This is a genomic window from Paraburkholderia sp. (genome assembly GCF_004298475.1).
GTDB classification, from domain to species: domain Bacteria; phylum Pseudomonadota; class Gammaproteobacteria; order Burkholderiales; family Burkholderiaceae; genus Paraburkholderia; species Paraburkholderia denitrificans.
Genome location: NZ_SCRP01000034.1, coordinates 19,686 through 43,150 on the forward strand (window position 1 = coordinate 19,686; position 23,465 = coordinate 43,150).

Annotated in this window: 21 protein-coding genes and 1 tRNA gene; 8 read left to right on the forward strand and 14 right to left on the reverse strand. The window is 64.3% G+C overall.

The genetic code is table 11. The annotated features are described in order from the left end of the window. Positions 1 to 14 precede the first annotated feature (14 nt). Positions 15 to 818 carry a 3-hydroxybutyrate dehydrogenase gene (locus tag EPN59_RS16845; RefSeq protein ID WP_293034041.1) on the reverse strand — a complete coding sequence of 268 codons (804 nt, stop codon included), beginning with the start codon at positions 816 to 818 and terminating at the stop codon, positions 15 to 17. 220 nt (positions 819 to 1,038) lie between these two features. On the opposite strand from EPN59_RS16845, the gene EPN59_RS16850 reads away from it, so the two are divergent. Next, complete coding sequence (locus EPN59_RS16850) at positions 1,039 to 2,010, forward strand: aldo/keto reductase (RefSeq protein ID WP_293034040.1); 972 nt, start codon at positions 1,039 to 1,041, stop codon at positions 2,008 to 2,010. Between the two features lie 204 nt (positions 2,011 to 2,214). Next, on the forward strand, positions 2,215 to 3,060 hold the full coding sequence (gene rlmJ, locus EPN59_RS16855; RefSeq protein WP_293034039.1) for a 23S rRNA (adenine(2030)-N(6))-methyltransferase RlmJ: 846 nt from the start codon (positions 2,215 to 2,217) through the stop codon (positions 3,058 to 3,060). A gap of 45 nt (positions 3,061 to 3,105) precedes the next feature. Here rlmJ and EPN59_RS16860 read toward each other — a convergent pair whose 3' ends face one another. From EPN59_RS16860 to cueR, 3 genes are all read right to left on the reverse strand, one after another. Then, entirely contained in the window at positions 3,106 to 3,417 is a 312-nt protein-coding gene (locus EPN59_RS16860) for a hypothetical protein (protein WP_293034047.1), read from the reverse strand. A gap of 243 nt (positions 3,418 to 3,660) precedes the next feature. After that, a complete protein-coding gene (locus EPN59_RS16865; RefSeq protein WP_293034038.1) occupies positions 3,661 to 3,807 on the reverse strand; it encodes a DUF3563 family protein in 147 nt (48 codons plus the stop codon). Between the two features lie 305 nt (positions 3,808 to 4,112). Then, complete coding sequence (cueR, locus tag EPN59_RS16870; RefSeq protein ID WP_293034037.1) at positions 4,113 to 4,526, reverse strand: Cu(I)-responsive transcriptional regulator; 414 nt, start codon at positions 4,524 to 4,526, stop codon at positions 4,113 to 4,115. Positions 4,527 to 4,688: 162 nt separating this feature from the next. Here cueR and EPN59_RS16875 point away from each other — a divergent pair, with 162 nt between their 5' ends. Then, a complete protein-coding gene (locus tag EPN59_RS16875) occupies positions 4,689 to 4,898 on the forward strand; it encodes a cation transporter (protein ID WP_293034036.1) in 210 nt (69 codons plus the stop codon). A gap of 10 nt (positions 4,899 to 4,908) precedes the next feature. Then, positions 4,909 to 5,820, forward strand: a complete 912-nt coding sequence (locus EPN59_RS16880; protein ID WP_293034035.1) for an SDR family oxidoreductase — start codon at positions 4,909 to 4,911, stop codon at positions 5,818 to 5,820. Between the two features lie 23 nt (positions 5,821 to 5,843). Here EPN59_RS16880 and EPN59_RS16885 read toward each other — a convergent pair whose 3' ends face one another. From EPN59_RS16885 to EPN59_RS16900, 4 genes are all read right to left on the reverse strand, one after another. Next, the gene (locus EPN59_RS16885) at positions 5,844 to 9,386 is read right to left on the reverse strand and encodes an error-prone DNA polymerase (protein WP_293034034.1); all 3,543 of its coding nucleotides are present in this window, start codon (positions 9,384 to 9,386) and stop codon (positions 5,844 to 5,846) included. A 9-nt stretch (positions 9,387 to 9,395) separates the two neighbouring features. Continuing rightward, the gene (locus EPN59_RS16890; RefSeq protein ID WP_293034033.1) at positions 9,396 to 11,045 is read right to left on the reverse strand and encodes a DNA polymerase Y family protein; all 1,650 of its coding nucleotides are present in this window, start codon (positions 11,043 to 11,045) and stop codon (positions 9,396 to 9,398) included. Then, on the reverse strand, positions 10,945 to 11,787 hold the full coding sequence (gene imuA, locus EPN59_RS16895) for a translesion DNA synthesis-associated protein ImuA (protein WP_293034032.1): 843 nt from the start codon (positions 11,785 to 11,787) through the stop codon (positions 10,945 to 10,947). The genes EPN59_RS16890 and imuA overlap by 101 nt, the downstream gene beginning before the upstream one ends. Positions 11,788 to 11,939: 152 nt before the next feature. After that, positions 11,940 to 12,107 carry a hypothetical protein gene (locus EPN59_RS16900; protein ID WP_293046432.1) on the reverse strand — a complete coding sequence of 56 codons (168 nt, stop codon included), beginning with the start codon at positions 12,105 to 12,107 and terminating at the stop codon, positions 11,940 to 11,942. A gap of 936 nt (positions 12,108 to 13,043) precedes the next feature. On the opposite strand from EPN59_RS16900, the gene EPN59_RS16905 reads away from it, so the two are divergent. Next, on the forward strand, positions 13,044 to 13,364 hold the full coding sequence (locus EPN59_RS16905) for an H-NS family nucleoid-associated regulatory protein (RefSeq protein ID WP_363928574.1): 321 nt from the start codon (positions 13,044 to 13,046) through the stop codon (positions 13,362 to 13,364). 462 nt (positions 13,365 to 13,826) lie between these two features. Here the strand turns inward: EPN59_RS16905 and EPN59_RS16910 are convergent. Next, a tRNA-Pro gene (locus tag EPN59_RS16910) sits at positions 13,827 to 13,903 on the reverse strand. 294 nt (positions 13,904 to 14,197) lie between these two features. Here EPN59_RS16910 and sixA point away from each other — a divergent pair. Together sixA and EPN59_RS16920 are read left to right on the forward strand one after the other, a co-directional pair. Beyond that, positions 14,198 to 14,662 (forward strand): phosphohistidine phosphatase SixA, encoded by a 465-nt coding sequence (gene sixA / locus EPN59_RS16915; protein WP_293034030.1) that lies wholly within the window; start codon positions 14,198 to 14,200, stop codon positions 14,660 to 14,662. A gap of 183 nt (positions 14,663 to 14,845) precedes the next feature. Further along, on the forward strand, positions 14,846 to 15,664 hold the full coding sequence (locus EPN59_RS16920) for a GNAT family N-acyltransferase (RefSeq protein WP_293034029.1): 819 nt from the start codon (positions 14,846 to 14,848) through the stop codon (positions 15,662 to 15,664). A 94-nt stretch (positions 15,665 to 15,758) separates the two neighbouring features. Here the strand turns inward: EPN59_RS16920 and ppx are convergent, their stop codons facing one another. Continuing rightward, positions 15,759 to 17,339, reverse strand: coding sequence for an exopolyphosphatase (gene ppx / locus EPN59_RS16925; protein WP_293034028.1), 1,581 nt, complete (start codon positions 17,337 to 17,339; stop codon positions 15,759 to 15,761). Positions 17,340 to 17,541: 202 nt separating this feature from the next. Here ppx and ppk1 point away from each other — a divergent pair, with 202 nt between their 5' ends. Next, entirely contained in the window at positions 17,542 to 19,605 is a 2,064-nt protein-coding gene (gene ppk1 / locus EPN59_RS16930) for a polyphosphate kinase 1 (protein ID WP_293034027.1), read from the forward strand. Positions 19,606 to 19,728: 123 nt separating this feature from the next. On the opposite strand, the gene phoR is transcribed toward ppk1, so the two are convergent. From phoR to pstB, 4 genes are all read right to left on the reverse strand, one after another. Beyond that, a complete protein-coding gene (gene phoR, locus EPN59_RS16935; protein WP_293034026.1) occupies positions 19,729 to 21,042 on the reverse strand; it encodes a phosphate regulon sensor histidine kinase PhoR in 1,314 nt (437 codons plus the stop codon). Positions 21,043 to 21,147: 105 nt separating this feature from the next. Then, positions 21,148 to 21,849, reverse strand: coding sequence for a phosphate regulon transcriptional regulator PhoB (gene phoB, locus EPN59_RS16940; protein WP_293034025.1), 702 nt, complete (start codon positions 21,847 to 21,849; stop codon positions 21,148 to 21,150). 30 nt (positions 21,850 to 21,879) lie between these two features. After that, positions 21,880 to 22,584: a phosphate signaling complex protein PhoU gene (phoU, locus tag EPN59_RS16945; protein ID WP_293034024.1), complete on the reverse strand. Its 705-nt coding sequence runs from the start codon at positions 22,582 to 22,584 to the stop codon at positions 21,880 to 21,882. Positions 22,585 to 22,603: 19 nt separating this feature from the next. After that, on the reverse strand, positions 22,604 to 23,458 hold the full coding sequence (gene pstB / locus EPN59_RS16950) for a phosphate ABC transporter ATP-binding protein PstB (RefSeq protein ID WP_293034046.1): 855 nt from the start codon (positions 23,456 to 23,458) through the stop codon (positions 22,604 to 22,606). Positions 23,459 to 23,465: the final 7 nt, after the last annotated feature.

Here is a 23,465-nt window from a genome sequence, read left to right on the forward strand (position 1 = left end):
CCGCGCCCTCCCTGTTATTGCATGAACCAGCCGTGGCTGACGACGAACGACTGGCCGGTGAACGCGGCGCTCGGGAATGCGCTGAGGAACAGCACGGTCTGCGCGACGTCCTCGACGGTCGTGAACACGCCATCCACCGTGCCGCCCAGCATCACGCGCTTGACGACTTCCTCTTCCGAAATACCGAGTTCTTTCGCCTGTTCGGGAATCTGTTTGTCGACGAGCGGCGTGCGCACGAAGCCCGGGCACACCACGTGCGAGCGCACGTTGTGCTTCGCGCCTTCCTTGGCGAGCACGCGGGCCAGGCCGAGCAGCGCGTGCTTGGCGGCAACATAGGCCGACTTGAGCGGCGACGCCTCGTGCGAGTGCACCGAGCCCATGTAGATCACAACGCCGCCGCGATCATCCTTGTACATGTGCTTGAGCGCCGCCTTCGTGGTGAGGAACGCGCCGTCCACGTGGATGGCCTGCATCTTCTTCCAGTCGGCATACGCGTAGTTTTCGATCGGATTCACGATCTGGATGCCCGCGTTCGAAATGAGAATGTCCACCGAACCGAACTCGGCCGCGACGCGGTCGATGCCCTGATTCACTGCGTCCTCGCTCGTGACATCCATGGCAACGCCGATCGCCTTGCCGCCTGCCGCCTTGATCTCTTCGGCCACGGCGTCCGCGCCGCTCTGGTTGAGGTCGGCAATGGCGACTGCGGCGCCCGCTTGTGCGAGCGTGAGCGCGATCTGCTTGCCGATACCGCTGGCCGCACCGGTAACGACAGCAACCTTGCCATCGAGCTTGGTATTCAGTGAAAGAGACGACATCGAGCACCTCCAGGTAGTAGACGAGATCAGACCTCGACACGCTAACGCTGTCAAACTGGCCAGATGGCCTATGCCTTCCGGCGGCGTTATGCGCCGCAGCCAACCGCGCTATTGTGCATGAAGGTATCCGCATCCTGCACGCCGCCGCGCAGCGCGCCACGGTGCTGCGCGTGTGCCTTAGGCGGGCGTTAATATCGTGCTTCTTTTACAGGAGACGTTCATGAATTACCGGCGACTGGGCCGTTCTGGCCTGCAAGTGAGCGAACTGTCCATCGGCTCGTGGGTCACGTACGGCAACCAGGTCGATCGCAGCCTCGCGCGCGAATCGCTCGCCGCTGCACGCGATGCGGGCGTCAACTTCTTCGACAATGCCGAGGCGTACGCACACGGCAAGTCCGAGGAAATCATGGGTGAAGCGCTCAAGGAACTCGCATGGCCGCGCGTGAGCTATGTCGTGTCGACGAAGTTCTTCTGGGGCTTGAGCGAAGGGCCGAACCAGTACAACACGCTCAACCGCAAGTACCTGCACAATGCCATCGACGGCTCGCTCAAGCGGCTTCAGCTCGACTACGTCGATCTGGTGTTCTGCCATCGGCCCGATCCGAACACGCCCGTCGAGGAAACGGTCTGGGCGATGAGCGACATGATCGCGCGCGGCAAGGCGCTGTACTGGGGCACGTCGGAATGGAGCGCCGACGAGATCCGCGCGGCGTGGGACATTGCCGAGCGGCATCATCTGCACAAGCCGGTCATGGAACAGCCGCAGTACAACCTGTTCCACCGTCGCCGCGTGGAGGACGAATACCGGCGCCTCTACGAAGACATCGGTCTCGGGCTCACCACCTGGAGCCCGCTTGCCTCGGGCCTGCTCACGGGCAAATACCGCGACGGCGTGCCCGCAGACAGCCGCGCGCAGCTCGATGGCTACGACTGGCTGCGCCCGGCGCTCACCAACGCGGACAAGAACGCCATCGTCGCGAAGCTCGCCGGGCTCGCCGCGCAGTTGGGCTGCACGGTCGGCCAGCTCGCCATCGCGTGGATTCTGAAGAATCCGCACGTGAGTACGGTGATTACCGGCGCGTCGCATGTCGCGCAGATCAAGGAGAACATGCTGGCGCGCGACGTCGCCGCGAAAATCACGCCGGAAATCAAGCAGCAGATCGAGGCGATCGTCGGCGACGCTTACGAGTGAAACGCGCTGCGCGCGCATCGGGAGCGGCGCATGCGGTCGGGCCGTGTACCTGCGTACGTCGCGTACCCTGGGTCCCGCACCCTGGGTCGCGTACAATACGCGGCCTTGCAGAAACAATTCCGTCACGCGCTGCCCTGGCAGGCGGCGCGCGCTACGTGAAGCGTTGCGCTCCCCTCTTTTAGTCCGACCTTCCGCCCACCCATCATGCTGAGCTACCGCCACGCGTTCCATGCAGGCAACCATGCCGACGTGCTGAAACACGCCGTTGTCGTGCAACTGCTGCGCTACCTCGACAAAAAGGACAAGGCGTACTGGTACATCGACACCCACGCAGGCGCAGGCGCGTACGCGCTGCGCGAAGGCTACGCCACGAAAACCACCGAGTTCGAAACGGGTATCGCGAAACTCTGGGGACGTACCGATCTGCCAGCCGCGCTCGCCGAATATGTGGAGGAAGTCGCGGCGCTCAATCCCGATGGCGAACTGCGCTTCTATCCGGGCTCGCCGTATCTGGCCTGGCGGCTGATGCGCGAGCAGGACCGCATGCGGCTCTTCGAGCTGCACAGCACGGAAATCGAAGTGTTGCGCCACCGTTTCCGCGATGCGGGCCGTCGCGTGATGCTTTACGACGGCGATGGCTTCGAGGGGATCAAGGCGCTGCTGCCGCCGCCGCCGCGCCGCGCGCTCGTGCTGATCGACCCGTCGTTCGAAGACAAGCGCGACTATGCGCGCACGCTCACGTGCGCCGAGGAAAGTCTCAAGCGCTTCGCGACCGGCACCTATGCGATCTGGTATCCGCAGGTCACGCGCCCCGAGTCGCAGCGCTTTCCCGAGCAACTCAAGCGCCTGCAGGAGAAAAACTGGCTGCACGTCACGCTCACCGTGAGCGAGCCGCCAGCAGACGGCTATGGCCTGTACGGCAGCGGCATGTTCGTCCTGAACCCGCCCTATACGCTGGCGGCGGCAATGAAAGAGACGCTGCCCTGGCTCGTGAAGACGCTCGGGCAGGATCAGGCCGCGCAGTTCAAGATCGAATCGCGCGGCGACTGATCCCCGCGCTGAAACCGGCGCTCGCGGTGACTGAAACCGCGCGGTTTATTGCGCTGGCGCAGCCTGTGGCGTCGGCAGCGGTTTGGGGCGCGGAGGTCTCGGGCGCGGCGGTCTGGGCAGCGTTCCGTCACCCGGCACCGCGATGTACGGCGCAACGATATAGGGCGTCGACGAGTCCGGCGCGAGTCCGGCCGGCGCAGCCGGTTGATGCGCCGCCACCATCGGTTCGTGCGAAAGCGGCGCGTTCTGCAGCACCATCCCCTTCTGACCGTCGATGATTCCCCGCTGCGTGTCGAGTATCAATGGCGGGCCGTCCGCGTAAGCGGCGGCATGCGCCAGCGCCAGCACGCCTGCCATCGCGGCGGCGGGCAGCCAGACGGTCAAAGGCTTGCGGTCGATACGGTCTGTCTCCATGGACTCCCCCGAAATATGCGGTTTCACCAGCTATGTCGGCCAAACTCAAAAAAGACTTTACCTTACCGCAGTGTCAAGGTTCAGACTGCGTTTGCCGACCAGCGCGGCCATTGCGGGAACGGGGTGCGCCAGAAATGACAAAGCCCCGCAATGCGGGGCCTGAGGCGGTACTACCTGGCGTGTGGCTTACTGCGAGTAGCCTTCCGTTTCCAGCGAGCGGATACGCTGCTCGAGTTGCACGATATCCGACGACGAGGCGAGCCACTCTTCGCGGCGACGACGTTCTGCAACTTCAAACCAGTTACTTAGGGCTTCAAGAATGTAGGCAAACATGATGTTGTTCTCCAAGGATGTGTGGATCCCCGGTGCATCGTTCATCAGGGATTACCCTAGCTAGGGAATACCCGCATTATAGTCATGTTTTGGAATTTTGCTAGCCCGTCGCCCGAATGCAGTGCAACCCTTGTCGATGCACCCGAAATTAGGGCAACCTGCAACATATTGATTTTATGTATATTTTTCACAGACGTCGATCAACAGCAAAGCCAAGGTGCATAAAAATGCACCAAATTGACGCACCGGCCGCACAAGGTTGCGACAATTTGCCGACGCGGGTTGCACCCGAACCTGGTGGGCGGTCAAACCTGCGCTGGCGTCGCGGGCCGCGATTCGGCGAGCTGTTCAAGAATTGGGCAATCCGGCCGATCGTCGCCGTTGCAGTGGGCCGCCAGATGAGCAAGCGTGTCGCGCATCTGGGTCAGTTCGGCGATGCGGTGGTTCAGGTCGGCCACATGCGCGAGCGCGATTGCCTTGACCTCAGCACTCGCGCGCGAGCGGTCGTGCCACAGCGCAAGCAGGAGGCGAATGTCGTCGACCAGGAAGCCCAAACGCCGCGCCTGGCGCACGAAGCGCAGCACATGCACTTCCTCCATGCCGTAGACGCGGTAGCCGGACGCCGTGCGGCCCTTGGGCGCAAGCAGGCCAACACTTTCGTAGTAGCGGATCATTTTCGCCGTGACGCCCGATTCGCGCGCCGCTTCGCCGATGTTCATGCTGCACTCCTGCATACGTTCGATGCATCGATCGTACACCTTCCTATTGTTGGAAGGTCCAGCGTTCAAGCCGCTGCCGGCTGGCATAATCTGCCGGCGGCCCCATATCGGTTCAGTACCGTTCAGTAGTTGAGTCCTCCCCCCCAGCAAAAGGAAGAAGCGATGATCCAGTTCAATGTCGAAGGCATGACTTGCCAGCACTGCGTGGGCGCCGTCACCCGCGCGATCCAGGAACACGATGCCGCCGCCAAGGTCGAGATCGATCTGGCCACGGGCCGCGTGAGCGTCGAATCGAGCCAGAGCGCCGACGTGCTGAAGGCCGCGATCGACGAAGCCGGTTATACGGTCAAAGCGGTCACGTCGCACGCCTGACGCGTCCACGATGTTCAAAGTTGCCGTCATCGGCGCCTCGGGGCTGCTCGGGCGCGCAGTGACCCGCGAACTCGCGGTCGAGACCGGCTGGCAGGTCGTCCAGACCGCGTTCCGTCATGCGAGTCCGACGCAGATCGCGCTCGACGTGCGCGACCGGCAAACCGTCGAGGCGTTCGTCGCGCGCGAGGCGCCCGACGCCATCGTCATCGCCGCCGCCGAGCGCCGCCCCGATGTCTGCGAACACGATCCCGCCGCTGCACGCGCGCTGAACGTCGACGCCGTGCGCAGCATGGCGCAGGCGGCGCGTCAACGCGGCGCATGGGTGCTGTCGATTTCGACCGATTACGTGTTCGACGGCACAACGCCGCCCTACCGCGACGGCGATCCACCGAATCCGCTCAACGCGTACGGCCGTAGCAAGCTCGATGGCGAGCGCGCGCTGCTCGATGCGACGGACAACGCGCTCGTGCTGCGGCTGCCGCTGCTTTACGGGCCGGTCGTCGAGTGGAGCGAGTCTGCGGTGACGAGCCTCGTGCCCGCCGTAGTAGCGTCGGCGCAGGCGGGCGCGCCGGCGGTCGCCATGGACGCATGGGCGACGCGCTACCCGACATTTACGCCCGATGTCGCTGTGGTAATCCGCGCGTTGCTCGCCCGATGTGCGGACGGCAACGCGGTCCGCGGCATCGCGCAGTGGTCCGGCGACGAGCCGATGACCAAGTATGAAATCGCCGAACGGCTCGCGCGGGCACTCGGCGTCGAGGCGCGGCTGGCCGCACAGACTGCGCCTGCCGATGCGACGCCGCGTCCGCGCGACTGCCACCTCGCTTCGACCCGTCTCGAAGCGCTCGGAATCGGCAGACGCACCCCGTTCGACGTTGCGATCGGCGCGGTGCTTGGCGGCTTCGAGCGGCGCGGGAACTAAGCGCGCGACACAACGCACCTCGATCAGTGAAAATTACGGCTCTCGGTCGCGAGCCGCCCGAGCAGGCGGCTGTGATCTTCGAGCCGTTGCGCGACAAGGTGCACCACTTCGCCCTCGCGCTGCACGACGCCCGCCACCGCCATCAGCGATGCCCCGAGCAGCTCTTTGCGCTGCGTCTCGACGAGCGCCGCGTGCACGATCACGTTGACCGAGCCGGTCTCGTCTTCCAGCGAAACGAAAATCGTCCCGTTCGCGGTCCCTGGCCGCTGCCGCACCGTGACGATGCCGCACACGCGCGCAAGCGCACCGTGACGGCACTGCGCCAGTTGCGCCGCCGTGCGAAAGCGCTGCTTCGCGAGGCCGGGCCGCAATAGCTCAAGAGGATGCCGGTTCAGCGTGAGCCGCAAGCTCGCGTAATCGGCGACGATCTCCGCGCCCTCGGACGCGCGCGGCAACGCGAGCGGCGCCTCGGCGACGCGCGCATCGCGCAGGAGTTCAGGCACCGCATGCTGCGCGGTCACGGCCCACCACGCTTCGCGCCGGTGCCCCGCGAGGCTCGCGAGGGCGTTCGCCGCCGCGAGCGCCTCCAGTTCGCGCCGCGTGAGCGCCGCGCGCCGTGCGAGATCGTCGACATCGGCGAACGGCGCACGCGCGCGCGCCGCCATCACGCGCTGCGCGGCATCCTCCGAAAATCCCTTGATGAGACGGAAGCCGAGCCGCACCGCCGGGCCGCCACGGCCGTAAAGACGCGGCGGCAGCGCGATCCGCGCGCGCAGCCTGCGTGCAAGGCGGCGCACAAGGCTGCTCGCGAACCGCGGCCTGCCGCGCGGCCACACGGCGCGCAGCCGTTCCCGGTCGTCCGCCGCCTCGGCGCGGCGCGCGCGAGCCGTATCAGTATCGACATCGGCATCGATCCGCACGCCCGGTCTGTCGCACCGCTCCAGCACGCAATCCCAGTCGCTCGACGCGATATCGGGCGGCAACACCGTCACGCCATGGCGCTTTGCATCCTGCACGAGTTGCGACGGCGAATAGAATCCCAGCGGAAAACTGTTCAGCAATCCTGCAAGAAACGCGGCCGGTTCATAGCGCTTGATCCACGCGCTCGTGTAGACGAGCAACGCGAAGCTCGCCGCATGGCTCTCCGGAAAGCCGTAATCGCCGAAGCCCTCGATCTGCTTGCAGATGCGCCCGGCGAACTCCTCCGTGTAGCCCTTCCTCAACATCCGCTGCGTGAGATCGGCCTGATACGGGCGCAGATCGCCGTCGCGCCGCCAGGCGGCCATCGCGCGGCGCAGCTTGTCGGCTTCCTCGCCGGTGTAGCCGGCGGCGACCATCGCAAGATGCATCACCTGCTCCTGGAAGATCGGCACGCCCAACGTGCGCGCCAGCGCCTCGCGCAGTTCGTCCTTCGCATATTCCACCGCCTCCAGCCCCTGGCGCCGCTTCAGGTACGGATGCACCATGCCGCCCTGGATCGGCCCGGGCCGCACGATCGCCACCTGAATCACGAGGTCGTAATACGTGCGCGGACGAAGCCGCGGCAGCATGCTCTGCTGCGCGCGCGATTCGATCTGGAACACGCCGGCCGTATCCGCGTGGCAGCACATCTCGTAGACCGCGGGATCTTCGGCGGGAATATCCTGCACGCGAAACGCGGGCAGCCCGCGCCGCAACGCGACCAGCTCCAGCGAACGCCGGATCGCCGAGAGCATGCCGAGCGCGAGCACGTCGACCTTCAGAAGCCGCAGCGCGTCGATATCGTCCTTGTCCCACTCGATCACGTAGCGGTCTTTCATCGCGGCATTCTCGATCGGCACGAGGCGCGAAAGCTTGTCCTTCGCGATCACGAAGCCGCCCACGTGCTGCGACAGATGGCGCGGAAAACCGCGCAACTCGCGCGTAAGGCGAATGAGCTGCTGCGTAACGTGCGAATCCGCCGAGAAACCCGCCTCCGCCAGATGCTGCGCGATCGAATCGGCGCCGTCCCACCACTGGTGCGCACCCGAAAGCTTTTCGACGAGCGCCGTATCGAGCCCGAGCGCCTTGCCCACGTCGCGCAGCGCACTGCGCGAGCGGTAGGTGATGAGGGTTGCGGCGAGCGCGGCGCGGCGCTTGCCGTACTTGCGGTAGATGTACTGGATCACCTCCTCGCGGCGCTGATGCTCGAAATCGACGTCGATATCGGGCGGCTCGTTGCGCGCGCGAGAGATGAAGCGCTCGACGAGCATGTTCATGCGCACGGGGTCGATCTCCGTGATCATGAGGCAATAGCAGACCACCGAATTCGCCGCGGACCCGCGCCCCTGGCACAGGATGCCCTCGCCGCGCGCGTAGCGGACGATGTCGTGAACCGTCAGGAAGTACTTCTCGTACTTCAGTGCGGCAATGAGATCGAGTTCCTTCTCGATCTGCCAGCGGCGCTTGTCCGTCATGCCGTCGGGCCAGCGCTCGGCGGCGCCGCGCATGACCAGCTTGCGCAGCCACGAAGCCGGCGTCTCGCCTGACGGCACCAGTTCCTCGGGATACTCGTAGGCCAGCTCGGCGAGCGAGAACGTGCAGCGGCGGGCGACGTCGAGTGTCGCATCGAGTGCGTCGCGCGGATACAGCGCGCCGAGCCGCACGCGCGAGCGCAGATGCCGCTCCGCATTCGGTTCGAGCGCGCGGCCGCACACCGCAAGCGGCTGGCCGATGCAAATCGCGCTCAAGGTGTCCTGCAGCGGCTTGCGCGAGCGTGCATGCATCAGCACGCCGCCCGCCGCCACGAGCGGCAGGCCCGTCTCCTGAGAAACGAAACGCAGCGCCTCGATCTGCGTGTCGTCGCCGCCGGTCTGCCAGAGTTCGAGCACGAGCCACGCACGCTCCGCCGCGAAGCCCGAGAGCCAGTGCGCGGCGCGTAGCGTCTGCGCAAGCGTCGCCGCGCGCTGCGACACGAGCAGCAGCACGCAGTCGCGCAGATGCAGCAGGTGCGCGACATCCGCATCGGGATGGGTGAAATCGTCCGGGTGCACGCGGTAGTGCCCCTTGTCCGCCCGCGAGCGCGCGAGCGTAATCAGCTCGCACAGGTTGCCGTAGCCCTCGCGGTTCATCGCGAGCGCAACCAGCGTGCAGAACGGCGCGCCGCCGTCTTGCTCGACGAGGTTCAGCTCGCTGCCGATCAAAAGCTGCAGCGACGGCGCGAACGGCTCCGGCGCGTTGCCGCCGCGCCGGTGCGCTTCGCGCGCGGCTTCGTCGTGTGCCTTTCTGAGCGGTTCGTCATGCTCGTTCAGTGCGCTGAAGGCGCGCACGACGCCCGCGAGCGAGCATTCGTCGGTGATGGCGAGCGCGCGGTAACCATGGCGGATCGCCTGGCCGACCAGTTCGTCCGGGTGCGACGCGCCGCGCAGGAACGTGAAGTTGGTCAGGCAGTGCAGTTCCGCATACTCAGGCAGATGCGCAGGCAGATGCGCAGGCAGATGCGCGGGCAGATGCGTAGCTGGCGCCCTGCCCGGCTGCGAAGAGGGATAAGCCGGGGGATCAGTTGGCAGCGGCGCACGCGGCGCCTCGCCCGAACCGGACATCGACATGATCGCCGCTCAGCCGAAGAGCCCCTGCAGATACCACTGCCCGCCGATGCGCTCGCGATAGAGCCAGAACATGCGGCCCTGGTCGTCGGCGGCAACGTAGTAGTCGCGTCCGACGCCCTCGCCGTCCCACCAGCCGGTTTCGATGCGCTCGGTGCGCGTGAGCGTCTTCAGCGGCCGCCGGTAGACCGGACGGTCGCCGCGCACGGCCAGCTTCAGCGGCTTTTCGAGCAGCCACGCCGGACGTGGCTGCGTCGGCAACGGCATGTCGGGGAGATCGAGCACGGACTGCACCGATGCCGCCGCTTGCACTTCCTGCACCTCCTGCCCTCCCTGCGGCTGCGACCGGCCGCGCGGCTGGCGCGAAGATGCCCGGCGCGCGGGTGTGCCATGTGCACGATACGCGCGCGCCGTCATCGCCCGCTCGGGCCGGTGATCGTCCTCGACGAAAAGCTGCAGCACGTTCTGCTCGCCAAGCCGCGCGCCGATGCGCTCGAACAGTTGCGCGAGCGGCGCGTCCGATGTCTCGGGCATCGGAAACAGCGTGTCATTGGGCGCGGCGTATTCGCTCACCCCCGATGCGATGAGCGCCAGCCCGATCACCGGCGCGGCGAGTTCGGTCTGATTGAGTTTTTCGCGCAGAAGCCACAACAGATGCCCGGCGTCGCGCGAAGGCGATGCCCACGCGAGCGTCAAACTCGACGTGCGCGGCGCGTGCCGCGAAGCCAGTTCGTGTTCGAGCCGCAACTCGAATGCGCTCAGCGCCGCATGCTGCGCGACGAGCCAGCCCGCCAGCTGCATCACGAGCCGGCGCGCGGCGAAGAGCAGTGCCTCCGCGCTTTCCACCCGCGCCTGCAATTCGAGTTCGGCGCGAAACGACGGCGGCGCGCTGAACGCGATGCGCGGATCGGGTGCCTCGCCGCGCGCCTGCGCGAGCCAGGTCAGCACGCCGTCGCCGAAGCGCCGCGCAATGCCCTCGCGCGGCAGACGCCGCAGGTCGCCGAGACTCGCGCAGCCGATCTGCGTGAGCGCGTGATCGTGCTGCGCGGCGAATGGGGCGAGCGTGACCGGCAGCGTGTCGAGCACGCGCGCAAGCGTCGTCTCCTTGAGCACGCGCCAGCGGCGCGACGTCCCCGAAGCGCGGGCGGCGCGCGCCTGGGCGAGCGTCCATGCGCCCCAGGCGGTGGGCGCGCAGGCGATGCGCGCGGTGTGCCCGCAGTCGGCCACCGTCACCGCCACCTTCGCGAGCAGCGCGCGCACGCCGCCGAAAAGACGCAGCCCGGAGCCGACCTCCAGCAACAGCGTATGCGACTGCGCGAACGACACTTTCGGCGTATAGGCGAGCAGCGCAAGCGCAAGCGCCTCGAACGCGCGGGTCTCGCGGGCCGGATCGGGTTCGAGCAGCACGAGTCCCGGCGCGAGCGCGAGTGCATGCGCGCGTGTGTTGTCTGTGCGCACGCCGAGCGCGAACGCATCGAGATCGGGAATCAGGACGCGTGCGTGGTCGGCCAGCGCGTAGCAACGAGCCTCCTGCGCGGTGCATGTGCCCTGCGGCTGCGCCTCAGAAGGATGCGGAAACGGCTGATCCGGCAACAGCGGTGGCAGCGGCGGCCTCACGGCCTCCAGCGGCAAGAGCGGCAAGGTGACGGCGATCCACAACATGATTGATCCCGGGCCGCGGCACGGCGGACGCCCGCCCGGCGAGGGGCAGCACGGCGTCCAGCAGCGGCAGCATGACGATGAGTGGCTGGGCGGGCGGCGGCCCGCGGCGTTTGAAGATATCGACGGACACGGCGCTGAGCTGCATCCACTGGCGCCGGTTGATACCGGCGTCGGCGGGAGGCGGCACCGGCGTGCAGGTCATGCGTAACGGCGCGGACGACGACTGGCTGCGCGCGGCGACCGGGCGGATCAGAAACGCGAGCGCACGCGAATCCTGCGCGGCGACCTGCAGACGCCGCACCGCATCGGCGCGCACGCGCGCCTGCCAGAGCAGCACCGCGCCGATGCCGTCCTGACGCAGCGCCTGCTCGGCAACCCAGGGTGCGTCATCCTCGCCCGCACGCACCCAGATCACGCGATCGAGCGCGAGTCCCCACGCCTTGAGCGCGCACGCATACGGCTGCCAGGGCGGCGCGACGAGCAGCACGTAGCGGCCGGCCGTGGCCGTCAGCGAGCGCAGCGCGGGCGCGACGAGCCGCATCTCCCCGATGCCGCCCTGTTCGACCAGCAGCTCGGTCAGGCTACCCGCAGGCCAGCCCGCGCCGGGCAGGAGCGCGTCGAGCGCCGCGTGCCCGCTCGGCACCGTGCGCTCGCTCGCGTGCGCGAGCTGGTCGCCCTGCCAGATCCGGCTTTGCAACCGGGGCGGCAGATGGACCGCCGCAAGCTGGAGTGCTGCTGCCATGAGTGCGCTCTGTCAAAAGGGCTCGGCCGCCAGGGCTCGATTGAAATGGGATAGATCGCCCTGCCCAGGCGGAAACGGGGCATGACGAAATCACCACGGACGCAGATTTCGTCGCGCCGTTACCTGTATATTTATACAGTATTTTTAACAATTTAGGAAAGCAGAAATGTGGCGGGTGGTCGTGGGTGTGCGCGCGCTTCGCTGTTCGCTACGCCGCCCAGGTAGTAGCCTCTCCCGTCCTTTTGGACCAGCGTACCCACCGTGCTCACCGCGATGACAAGCATGATCCTGGATTTAACCGTCGAAAAAAGCTGTTTCATCGGAGACTCCGTAACCGGAGCTGATTTGATGGAAGAAAAATATCTTCAGGCGCCGATTATCCTAATCAGATCGCATTTTTATTTTTCAGCTTCCCGAATCTGCCATCACGCGTTCCGGCGCAACCGTCTTGATCTTTCCGACATGCTTGTCACGGCAACCTGACCGGCAGATGCATACGGCTTTTCCAATCGGCGCGCGATTTATCCGTAATTCTGCGAAAAATATGCCATGGCGGAACGTCGCCAGTTGTCGCGGGCGCACCGGCAATACCAGCAGCGGCTACCGCCAATGGATACCTTCGTTCCACGCAAGAAGGCAGAGAACCCGCGACCGGGCAGCATCCACAAAACGATTATGGAGTTAGCAAAGCGAATATCGGCGCCCGGCATTCGCGCTCACACCATAATCTATTTAATTCCTAATATATGAAAGCCAAAGCAAGAGCAAACCCGCGAGTAAACATTTTACCCACCTGGCGGCTGATTTTCATCAATTTAAACTCCGGCATGCCCTGCACTTTGGCGTGAGGCATCCAGCACGCCGTAAAACGTTTGCCCATTCGCAGAGATAGCGTAGTTTATTCACACATTAGCTTGGCGATTTTAAATGGCAGCGAATGATAACCAGGTTGCTGTTTACATCACGAACCACGTCGTGAAGCACGCCGCACATATCAGGACGGCATTGCGCCGCGAGCCTCGCACGCTCGCTCGCATCGTGAGCCGCCGGGCGCTGCGAGATCGGAATCAATCGAAAAAAACCCGGACAGCCACTCGAATTTGCAACAGCCATAAAACGGTGCCCCACACAGGCATGAACGTCGCTATACTCGCGCTTAGCGGTCACAATCCATGGCTCGGAAAAGCGCGCGATCTGCGCGGGCTCCGACGCCAGACAGCTGGCCGTATCACGCTATAATCAGCACACCATCACGAATGTCCGCGTTATCCATGAAGGGAAAAATCGCCGACGGCGAGGCCCGCGAACGATTGATCATGTGGATTCGCCGCCGCATGGCCGAGTTTGGCATTACACCCCAGGCCCTCGCTGAATCGCTCCAGTACGACCGGGACCACCCGCCGCTTTACCGCGACGCGCGTGGAAACGAATGGAACGGAAAAGGCGCGATGCCGCACTGGTTGAGTGCCGCGCGCAATGCAGGCGTCAATCCAGATTTCTTCCGTATCGACCCTGCACCACAGGCGTCGGCCTCCGACAGCAGCAACGAGCCAAAACAGCCCGATCTGTTCGGATAACACCTGAGACAGACTGCGCTCGCAGGCGTCGTTCCCGTTCGCCCGTAAAGGGCGCCGCCCCTTTTCTGTCGTGACCGGCAGGATTGCTGCTGCCCGGCTGGTACGAATCCGCGTACGTCTGTTGCGCGCGCAAACTTATTCCATCACGTGCCGAATAAACATTTGAAACGGGAATAACGCGCGCCGCGCACGCTTGCGCCATCGACCGGGTTATCAAGATCACAAGTGATTTGCTTCGCCAACTCGACGCATTCCGATTTGCGAAGGCGCTGTGGATCAGCTTTCTAATTGCACCCCATATTTACATATTCGCTTATGTAGTTGCGCAATGCCCGCAATATGGCGGATCACAGAAAGGAACAAGCCCAAAAGGCGCGCCGGCAGAAACGGAGCAACCGGTACGGACGCAATGGTGCGGGTGCGAGCGCCGGTGAAAACCGCGCAGACAGACAAACGAGGGGATGGTCGGGGTGACAGGATTCGAACCTGTGGTCTTCCGCTCCCAAAGCGGACGCGTTACCGGACTACGCTACACCCCGACGAGGGTGCAAAAACGAAGGCGCTTTCGGGATGGCAGTGCATCCCGGGATTGCCATATCGGACCATAACGGCACGCGATAAAAGCGATCCGCAATCAGATGCGCAGCAAGACCGCGCGCTTTACTTCAACCCGCTCTAACCGCTTCGCGCCAACGAATCGAAGATTGTATCGGCTGGAACCCAAAGCCGTCAAATCGGGCCACCTCGCCTTGCTGCAGACATACGAGGCATGCAACATGCGAAGACCTGCGGGTCTGCCGCTGCGCACCACCACACACAACAGGGAGCCGCCGATGCATCTCATCCTCTGGCGCCACGCCGAAGCTGAAGACGTGGCTGCAAGCGACCTGGCCCGCCAGCTCACCGCGCGTGGCCGCAAGCAGTCGCAAAGCGTCGCGAAATGGCTGCGCGCACGCCTGCCCGATGACGCGCTCATTCTCGCCAGCCCCGCCGCCCGCACGATCCAGACCGTCGAAGCACTCACGGATCAGTACCGTGTGGTGCGCGAACTCGCTCCCAACGCGAGCGTCGACGACGTCCTCAAGGCCGTCGGCTGGCCGGCAGGCCTCGCGCCGACCGTCGTGGTCGTCGGTCACCAGCCTACGCTCGGCGAAGTCGCTGCGCAGCTTCTTTCCGGCGGTCAGGATCCGCACAGCTGGGCGCTCAAGAAAGGTGCGCTCGTGTGGATTGCCTCGCGCGAGCGCAACGGCAACGAACACGCAGTCCTGCACGCCGCCATCACGCCCGATCTGGCCTGATCCCGCTTCTGACGGGCGTGCGCACGCGTGAATTCAGGCAACGCCGCCCGGCATCCCCCGCCTCTCCCCAAGGCCCGCCTTACAGTGCGTCACCGAATCGTCACCGCATTGCCATGTAGCCGTAACCAGGTATTACTACATTGGCCGGAAAAGTTACATCACTTCCAACGACGAGGACGCACTATGCGAGATCTGCCGACGCCCGTTCTGCCGCTCGCCTCGACACTGTTCGAGTCGAACCGGCGTCTGCCGCGCGCCGAAGAAACGGTTACTGCGCAGCACCGCCTGCAGGTGGCGTGGGCGCGCAGCGACGAAGAACTGCGCGAAGCCCAGCGCCTGCGCTACCGTGTGTTCGCCGAAGAAATGGGCGCACACCTCACGGGCCCGACCGGCCTCGACGTCGACGTGTTCGACGGCTACTGCGACCATCTGCTCGTGCGCGATCTCGACACCCTGAAGGTTGTCGGCACCTATCGCGTGCTGCCGCCGCACGAAGCCGTGCGCATCGGCCGCCTCTACGCCGAGAGCGAATTCGATGTTTCGCGCCTCGCGCATCTGCGCCCGAAAATGGTCGAAGTGGGCCGCTCGTGCGTGCACCCCGATTTTCGCAGCGGCTCGGTGATCATGTCGCTGTGGGGCGGGCTCGGTGCGTACATGAAGCATAACGGCTACGAAACGATGCTCGGCTGCGCGAGCGTTTCCATGGCCGACGGCGGCCACTACGCTGCGAATCTCTATGCATCGCTCGGCGCGAATGCGCTCACCGCGCCCGAATATCGCGCGTTCCCGCACACGCCGCTGCCCGTCGACGAACTGCGCACCGGCGCGTCCGCTGTGCCGCCGCCGCTCGTCAAGGGTTATCTGCGTCTCGGCGCGAAGATCTGCGGCGCACCGGCCTGGGATCCCGATTTCAACACCGCCGATTTCCTCACGCTGTTCCGTCTCTCCGATATCAACGAGCGCTACGCCCGCCACTTCCTCGGCGACGCCGCCAGCCGCTAAATCACGCCAAAACACGCGGTAAGGCATGCAACAAAAACGCCCGGCACACGCCGGGCGTTCTTTATCGTGCGTCGCGATGACGCTCAATCGTCCCTCAATCGTCCGTATACACCACGCGATACGGGATGCCGAGCTTGCCCCACTCGGCCGATTCCTGAACGAGGTTGTAATCGGTCAGCGGATTGTTCTGGACCCACGCGTTGGGCAGGCGCACCTCGAAGCCGTTGCGCTCCTGCGTGACCGAAATCACGGGCAGCCCCACGTCGGCGCGGCGGCGGCTAAGCAGCGTCGCAAGTCGCAGGCAGAACAGAAGCGTCCACTCGACGTCGCGCGTCTGCGAGAGCTTGCCGAGCTTGCCCACGTGCCCGAGCACGAGCGCCGCAAGCCGCGCCTGGTCGGTACGCGAGAAGCCCGGCATGTCGGCGTTGCTGGCGATATAGGCCGAATGCTTGTGATACGCGCTATGTGAGATCGAAAGTCCGATCTCGTGCAGCGACGCCGCCCAGCCGAGGAACATGCGGCTTTCTTCGCGCCGTTCTTCGTCGGTTTCGCCAAGCTGGTCGTAGAACGACACAGCCAGTTCGCCGATCCGCCCCGCCTGCATGCGGTCGACGCCATAACGGCGCATGAAGCCCTCGACGGTGAGCGTACGCATATCCTCGTGCTGCGAGCGCCCGAGCAGGTCATAGAGGACGCCGAGACGCAGCGCGGCGTCGGTGGTGTCCGCGTAGTCGATGCCCAGCTCGTCGAACACCGCGATCATGATCGAGAGGCCGCCCGCGAGCACCGGAATGCGGTCGGGCTTCAGCGCAATGAGCTTCAGGCGGTTCACGTTCTCCGCCTTGATGAGCGCGCGCTTGAGCCGCTCGAGGCCGCCGCGCGAAATGCCGTGCGTAATGCCCGGATCGTTGAAGCCATTGGCCTCGACGAGTTCCGCGAGCGCGCGCGCCGTGCCCGAGGAGCCGATCGCCTGCTCCCAGCCGGTTTCGCGGTAATCGGAGGAAATGATCTGGATTTCGCGCGTCGCCGCAAGCTCGGCCTGGCGCATCGTGTATTCGTCGACGTTGCCCGCGGGGAAGAACTGGCGGCTGTGGCTCACGCAGCCGATATAGAGGCTTTCCATGCGGATCGGCGTGTAGTGCGAGCCGATGATGAATTCCGTCGAGCCGCCGCCGATATCGACGACGAGCCGCTTGCCCGCGCTCGCCGGCACCGAATGCGCAGCGCCCGCGTAGATGAGGCGCGCTTCTTCGCGGCCCGCGATCACTTCGATCGGAAAACCGAGCGCCGCTTCGGCCTCGCCGAGAAATTCGCCGGCATTCTTCGCGACGCGCAGCGTATTGGTGGCCACGGCGCGCACGTGATCGGGATGGAAATCGCGCAGGCGTTCGCCGAAACGCCTGAGCGCGTCCCAGCCTCGCACCTGCGAGGCGCGGTCGAGCATTTTTTCCTTCGACAGGCCGGCCGCGAGACGGACTGTCTCACGCAGCGCATCGACGGGATAGATCTGGCTGCCCGCTTCGGTTTCTTCGACGCGGCCGACGATCAGACGAAAGCTGTTCGAACCGAGATCGACGGCGGCGAGCAGATGGGGATTGTTGAGCATCGAGGGGGCTGGCTCCATGCGTGCAAGTGCGGCTACCCTGATCGGGGCCGCGCTGTTCAAATATGCCATTTTAAGCGTACCCGCTTTCACGATGTCGCTCCTCACTCGCATGAGCCGGAACCATCGGGCATCATTGCGAAGCGACTTGTCTTTTTCGTGAAGTTGCAGCGTAGAATTTGTGACACCTCAAACGTCGTAATAACGTCATATTATTGTGCGAATTTCCGAGCGTCCGTTCGAATCTAATCCTGACATACAGTTTCCACTGCCGATGTCCATCCGCTACCCTTTACTCAATCGCGAGCTGGGCATTCTGGGATTCAACGAGCGCGTGCTCGCACAGGCGGCTGACCCCGCCGTCCCTTTGCTTGAGCGCTTACGCTTCATTTGTATTACCAGTAGCAACCTCGACGAGTTCTTCGAAATCCGCATGGCCGGGCTTCAGGAACAGATGCGCGATAACCCTGGCGGGCTCTCTCCCGACGGCATGTCGCTACAGCACGTCTACGAACTCGTGGTCGAGCGCGCGCAGCGTCTCGTGCACCGCCAGTACCAGATGCTGCACGAGACCGTGCTGCCCGCGCTTGAGCAGGAAGACATCTATTTCCACGGCACCGACGCCTGGAACGAAGCCCAGACCGCCTGGGCGCGCGCGTACTTCCTCGATGAACTGCTGCCGGTCCTTACGCCGATCGGGCTCGATCCCGCGCATCCGTTTCCGCGCGTGCTCAACAAGAGCCTGAATTTCGTCGTCGAACTCGAGGGCAAGGACGCCTTCGGCCGCCAGGCCGTAATGGGTATCGTCCAGGCGCCGCGCGCGCTGCCGCGCCTCGTGCGCATGCCGCAGGAACTGTCGGGCTTCCAGCACGGCTTCGTGCTGCTCGGGTCCCTGTTGCAGCGCTTTATCGGCGAGTTGTTTCCCAACCTTGTCGTGCGCAGCTGCAACCAGTTCCGCATCACGCGCAATAGCGAACTCTTCGTCGACGAAGACGAAATCACGAATCTGCGCGTCGCGCTGCAGGGCGAACTGCCCGCGCGCCACCTCGGCAACGCGGTGCGGCTCGAAGTATCCGCCGAGACGCCCACTCACCTCGTGAAGCGTCTGCTCGACGAAAGCGGCCTGACCGAAAGGGACTGCTATTTCGTCGACGGCCCCGTGAATCTCGTGCGCCTCATGCAACTGCCCGAGATGGTGGACCGCCCCGAGCTGAAATTCGTGCCGCACGTGCCGGCCATTCCGAAACGCGTCTCGGCGAACGGCAACATGTTCGACGTGATCGATCAGGGCGACATCCTGCTGCATCATCCGTACGAGAGTTTCCAGCCCGTGCTCGAGTTGCTGATTCAGGCCGCGAACGATCCGAACGTCGTCGCCATCAAGCAGACGATCTACCGCACAGGCACCGATTCCCCGCTCATGGACGCGCTCATGCAGGCCGCGCGCAATGGCAAGGAAGTCACGGTGGTGGTGGAGCTGCTCGCGCGCTTCGACGAAGAGACCAACATCAACTGGGCCGCGCAGCTCGAAGCGGTGGGCGCGCACGTCGTGTACGGCGTAGTGGGCCACAAATGCCACGCCAAGATGATGCTGATCGTGCGCCGCGTGCCGGCGAACGGCCGCATGGTGCTGCGCCGCTATGTTCACCTCGGCACCGGCAACTATCACCCGCGCACCGCGCGTCTTTACTCCGACTTCGGCTTCATGACGTCGAAGCCTGATATCTGCGAGGACGTGCACCATGTGTTCCAGCAACTGACGGGTATCGGCGGCAAACTGCAGTTGCACGCGCTATGGCAATCGCCGTTTACGCTGCATCCGAAGCTGATCGAGGCCATTCGTGCCGAAGCCGCAGCGGCACGCGCCGGCAAGAAGGCACGCATCGTCGCGAAGATGAACGCCGTGCTCGAACCGACGGTGATCAACGAGCTTTACGAAGCGTCGCAGGCGGGCGTGAAGATCGATCTGATCGTGCGCGGCGTCTGCTCGCTTCAGCCGGGCGTGCCGGGGCTCTCCGAGAACATCACGGTACGCTCGATCGTCGGCCGCTTCCTCGAGCATCACCGCATCTATTACTTCTATGCCGACGGCGAGGAAAAGGTCTATCTGTCTAGCGCCGACTGGATGGATCGCAACCTGTTCCGCCGCGTCGAAGTGGCCTTCCCAATCGACGACCGTCGTCTCAAGCGCCGTGTGATCGGCGAAGGACTGTCGACCTTCCTCGGCGACAATCAGTCGGCGTGGCTCATGCAGAGCGACGGCCACTATCGCCGCCGCCGCGCGGGCAAGTCGGTGCGCAACGGGCAGTTGAGCCTGCTGTCGAAGTTCTGTACGTAATGACGTGATGGCACAGCGCCGCTCGATGCGGCGCCCGACGCATGTAAAAAAGGCCGCGCAGGGTGCAGATCACCGAATGCGCGGCCTTTTTATTGCTTTAGCGAACTAGTGAATCATTGCCGGTCACGCAGGCGCAGGCTGCCGGCGCGTCGTGCGCGCGGCCGGAAAGCGCACCGTGAACGTGCTGCCCCGCCCTTCCTCGCTCTTCACTTCGAGCGCCGCATCGTGGCGCTGCAGCACATGCTTGACGATCGCAAGGCCGAGGCCCGTGCCGCCCGTATCGCGCGAACGGCTGCGGTCCACACGATAAAAGCGCTCGGTGAGCCGCGGAATATCGACCGCCGGAATGCCGAACCCGCTATCCGTCACCGAGAACAACGCGCAATTCCCCTCGGCGCGCCACGTCAGATGCACCTTCCCGCCATTGGGCGTGTAGCGCACCGCATTGCTCGTGAGATTGCCGAACGCGCTCAGCACTTCAGATTCCGAACCGATCACGCTCAGGCTGTCGTCGAAGTCCGCCGTAATGAGGTGATGGCCCCCGGAGAGATTCTCCGCGTCTTCGCGCACGTGGCACAGCACCGCGCGCATGTCGATCATCTGATCGCCCGGCAGACGCGCCTCGCCCTCCAGTTGCGCGAGCACGAGCAAGTCCGTCACGATGTGACGCATGCGTGCGGCCTGCTGCTCCATCAGTTCGAGGTAGCGTGCGCGCTCGCATTCGGACAACGGCAGCTCGCGCATCGTCTCGAGAAAACCGGACAGCACCGTAAGCGGCGTCTTGAGTTCGTGCGAGACGTTCGCAACGAAATCGCGGCGCATGGCGTCGGTGCGTTCGAGTTCGGTGATGTCCTGCGAAAGCACGAGCTTGCGATTGTCGCCGTACGGAAACACCTGCACGGAAAGAACGTTCTGCCGCTTGTCGCCCATGCCGCGCATGATCAGCATCGCTTCGTAGCGGTTCGAGTTCAGGTATCGCACGAAGTCGGGCTGGCGCACGAGGTGCGTGATGTGCTGGCGCAAATCGCGCTTCGCATCGAGCCCGAAGTGCTGCTCGGAGATCGCATTGCACCATTCGATCTGGTCGTGATCGTCGAGCATCGCGACGCCGTTCGGCGACGCCTGGATCGCCTGGATGAAGCGCGAATGCTGCTGCTCGACCTGACGCACCTGGGCGTGCCAGCGCTTGGCGAGCTTGTGCAGACGGTAGTAGATTTCGCCCCATACACCCGGGGCGCTCGGCACTTCGCCGTAGACCGGTGCATCGAGCAGGCGCCACAAACGTTGCTTGTGAAACGTGCTGAAAAACATTTGCACGAGCAGCAGGAAGACGGCGAGTGCGAGGCCATACTTCGCGCCAAACACCTCACCGATCGCCGCGCACACGAGCGCAAGCAGCACAACCGAAACAAGGGAGCGCGCCCAGATGATGTTCATGTTCCTGCTGGTCATTGATAGACAGTGCGAACCGGACGCGCCGTGTCGATACGGGATCGACACAAGACCGCGCCGGCATGGGACGCGGCTGGAGTAGAACGTGCGTCAGGCGCTCTTCGCGAGACGGTAGCCGCTTCCGCGCACCGTTTCGATCATGGCATCGCACCCCGCCGGCTTCAGCGCGGCACGCAGACGCTTGATGTGCACGTCGACCGTGCGCTCCTCCACAAACACGTGATCGCCCCACACCTGGTCGAGCAACTGCGTGCGGCTGTGCACACGCTCCGGATGGGTCATGAAGAAATGCAGCAGGCGGAACTCGGTCGGCCCGAGGTCGAGCTTGACCTCGCTGCCTTCCGCGTGCGCCGCGACGCGGTGCGTGGCCGGATCGAGTTTCAGTCCGTTGATCGCAACGACGTCCTCGGTCAGCTGCGGCGCGCGGCGGCGCAGCACCGCCTTGATGCGCGCCATCAGTTCCTTCGGCGAAAACGGCTTCGTCACGTAGTCGTCCGCCCCGATTTCGAGGCCAAGCACCTTGTCCTGCTCGTCGCCGCGCGCGGTCAGCATGATGATCGGGATATGCTTCGTGCGCTCGTTGGTGCGCAGGTCGCGCGCAAACGCAACGCCGGACTTGCCCGGCAACATCCAGTCGAGCAGGATGAGATCGGGCAGCACGTCGCTGATCAGGTTCTGCGCCTGCTCCGCGTTGTACGCGCGGATCGGGCAATGGCCCGCGTGCTGCAGGTTCACGGAAATCAGCTCGGAAATAGCGGGCTCATCTTCGATGACGAGAATGCTGCTAGGCATCGGCACCTCTTGACCTTGTATCCAGTTTAATTAGCTCAATGCTTCACGTTCGAGGGCGTCGCGCGACTTGTGGCGCACGTCGGTGCCCTTGACGATATAGATGATGAATTCGGCGATGTTCTTCGCGTGGTCGCCGATCCGCTCGATTGCCTTCGCGATGAACAGATAGTCGAGCCCGACCGAAATCGTGCGCGGGTCTTCCATCATGTACGTGACGAGCTTGCGCACGAACGCGCGGAATTCCTCGTCGATCGCCTTGTCGTCGCGCACGATCTGCGCGGCGGCCACGGTGTCGAGGCGCGCAAACGCGTCGAGCGCGCGGCGCAGGATCGAGACGGCCATCTCGCCCGAGATCTTGATCTCGGCGATATTCACGCTGCGCGACGCGCCGTCTTCCATCAGGCGCTTCGTGCGCTTGGCGATTTTTTCGGCTTCGTCGCCGGCGCGTTCGAGGTTCGTGATGGTCTTCGAGATCGCGAGCAGGAGGCGCAGGTCGCGCGCGGCCGGCTGGCGGCGCGCGATGATGTTGCTGCACTCCTCGTCGATGTCGACTTCCATCGTATTGACACGCTCTTCTGCAACGATCACGCGCTCGGCAGCGTCGCTGTCGAATTCGTTCAACGCCTGCATCGCAGTGATGATCTGCGATTCGACGAGGCCGCCCATTTCGAGGACCTTCGACGACACGAGATTCAGATCGGCGTCGAACTGGCTGGACAGATGCTTATCGGACATTTCAGTCTCCCTGCTTCGATTAGCCGAAGCGACCGGTGATGTAGTCTTCCGTTTCCTTGCGGACCGGCTTGATGAAGATCTTCTCGGTGTCGCCGAACTCGATCAGCTCGCCAAGATACATGTACGCGGTGTAGTCCGAGCAGCGTGCGGCCTGCTGCATGTTGTGCGTGACGATCACCACGGTGTAATCGCTCTTGAGTTCCGCGATCAGCTCTTCGATGCGGCCCGTCGAGATCGGGTCGAGCGCCGAGCACGGTTCGTCGAGCAGCAGCACTTCCGGGCGGATGGCGATGCCGCGCGCGATACACAGACGCTGCTGCTGGCCGCCCGAAAGGCCGTAGCCGCTCTGGCCGAGCTTGTCCTTCACTTCGTTCCAGAGCGCCGCCTTCGTGAGCGCCCACTCGACGCGGTCGTCCATTTCCGGACGCGACAGCGATTCGAACATTTTCACACCGAACGCGATGTTGTCGTAAATCGACATCGGGAACGGGGTCGGCTTCTGGAACACCATGCCGACACGCGCGCGCAGGAGCGAAATATCGCGCGTCGTGGTCAGCAGGTTCTCGCCGTCCATGATGATTTCGCCTTCGGCGCGCTGCTCCGGATAGAGCGCGTACATCTTGTTGAACGTACGCAGCAACGTCGACTTGCCGCAACCCGACGGGCCGATGAACGCCGTCACCCTGCCTTCGGGAATCTGCAGGTTGATGTTCTTCAGCGCGTGATACTTGCCGTAGAAGAAGTTCAGGTTCTTCACGTCGATTTTCGGCGTGCCGGGTGCCTGATTCGTTGCATCCTGGGCGGGATCCACAGGTTGAAAACCGGCGGCCGGCGTCATCGCCTGACCGGCGGTATTGATGTGACTTTCTGCCATGTTCATC

Coding starts and splice junctions, on each gene's coding strand:
- EPN59_RS16845 (WP_293034041.1), bottom strand. CDS start 818: ATGTCGTCTCTTTCACTGAATACCAAGCTCGATGGCAAGGTTGCTGTC.
- EPN59_RS16850 (WP_293034040.1), top strand. CDS start 1,039: ATGAATTACCGGCGACTGGGCCGTTCTGGCCTGCAAGTGAGCGAACTG.
- rlmJ (WP_293034039.1), top strand. CDS start 2,215: ATGCTGAGCTACCGCCACGCGTTCCATGCAGGCAACCATGCCGACGTG.
- EPN59_RS16860 (WP_293034047.1), bottom strand. CDS start 3,417: ATGGCAGGCGTGCTGGCGCTGGCGCATGCCGCCGCTTACGCGGACGGC.
- EPN59_RS16865 (WP_293034038.1), bottom strand. CDS start 3,807: ATGTTTGCCTACATTCTTGAAGCCCTAAGTAACTGGTTTGAAGTTGCA.
- cueR (WP_293034037.1), bottom strand. CDS start 4,526: ATGAACATCGGCGAAGCGGCGCGCGAATCGGGCGTCACGGCGAAAATG.
- EPN59_RS16875 (WP_293034036.1), top strand. CDS start 4,689: ATGATCCAGTTCAATGTCGAAGGCATGACTTGCCAGCACTGCGTGGGC.
- EPN59_RS16880 (WP_293034035.1), top strand. CDS start 4,909: ATGTTCAAAGTTGCCGTCATCGGCGCCTCGGGGCTGCTCGGGCGCGCA.
- EPN59_RS16885 (WP_293034034.1), bottom strand. CDS start 9,386: ATGTCGATGTCCGGTTCGGGCGAGGCGCCGCGTGCGCCGCTGCCAACT.
- EPN59_RS16890 (WP_293034033.1), bottom strand. CDS start 11,045: ATGTTGTGGATCGCCGTCACCTTGCCGCTCTTGCCGCTGGAGGCCGTG.
- imuA (WP_293034032.1), bottom strand. CDS start 11,787: ATGGCAGCAGCACTCCAGCTTGCGGCGGTCCATCTGCCGCCCCGGTTG.
- EPN59_RS16900 (WP_293046432.1), bottom strand. CDS start 12,107: ATGAAACAGCTTTTTTCGACGGTTAAATCCAGGATCATGCTTGTCATC.
- EPN59_RS16905 (WP_363928574.1), top strand. CDS start 13,044: ATGTCCGCGTTATCCATGAAGGGAAAAATCGCCGACGGCGAGGCCCGC.
- sixA (WP_293034030.1), top strand. CDS start 14,198: ATGCATCTCATCCTCTGGCGCCACGCCGAAGCTGAAGACGTGGCTGCA.
- EPN59_RS16920 (WP_293034029.1), top strand. CDS start 14,846: ATGCGAGATCTGCCGACGCCCGTTCTGCCGCTCGCCTCGACACTGTTC.
- ppx (WP_293034028.1), bottom strand. CDS start 17,339: ATGGCATATTTGAACAGCGCGGCCCCGATCAGGGTAGCCGCACTTGCA.
- ppk1 (WP_293034027.1), top strand. CDS start 17,542: ATGTCCATCCGCTACCCTTTACTCAATCGCGAGCTGGGCATTCTGGGA.
- phoR (WP_293034026.1), bottom strand. CDS start 21,042: ATGAACATCATCTGGGCGCGCTCCCTTGTTTCGGTTGTGCTGCTTGCG.
- phoB (WP_293034025.1), bottom strand. CDS start 21,849: ATGCCTAGCAGCATTCTCGTCATCGAAGATGAGCCCGCTATTTCCGAG.
- phoU (WP_293034024.1), bottom strand. CDS start 22,584: ATGTCCGATAAGCATCTGTCCAGCCAGTTCGACGCCGATCTGAATCTC.
- pstB (WP_293034046.1), bottom strand. CDS start 23,458: ATGGCAGAAAGTCACATCAATACCGCCGGTCAGGCGATGACGCCGGCC.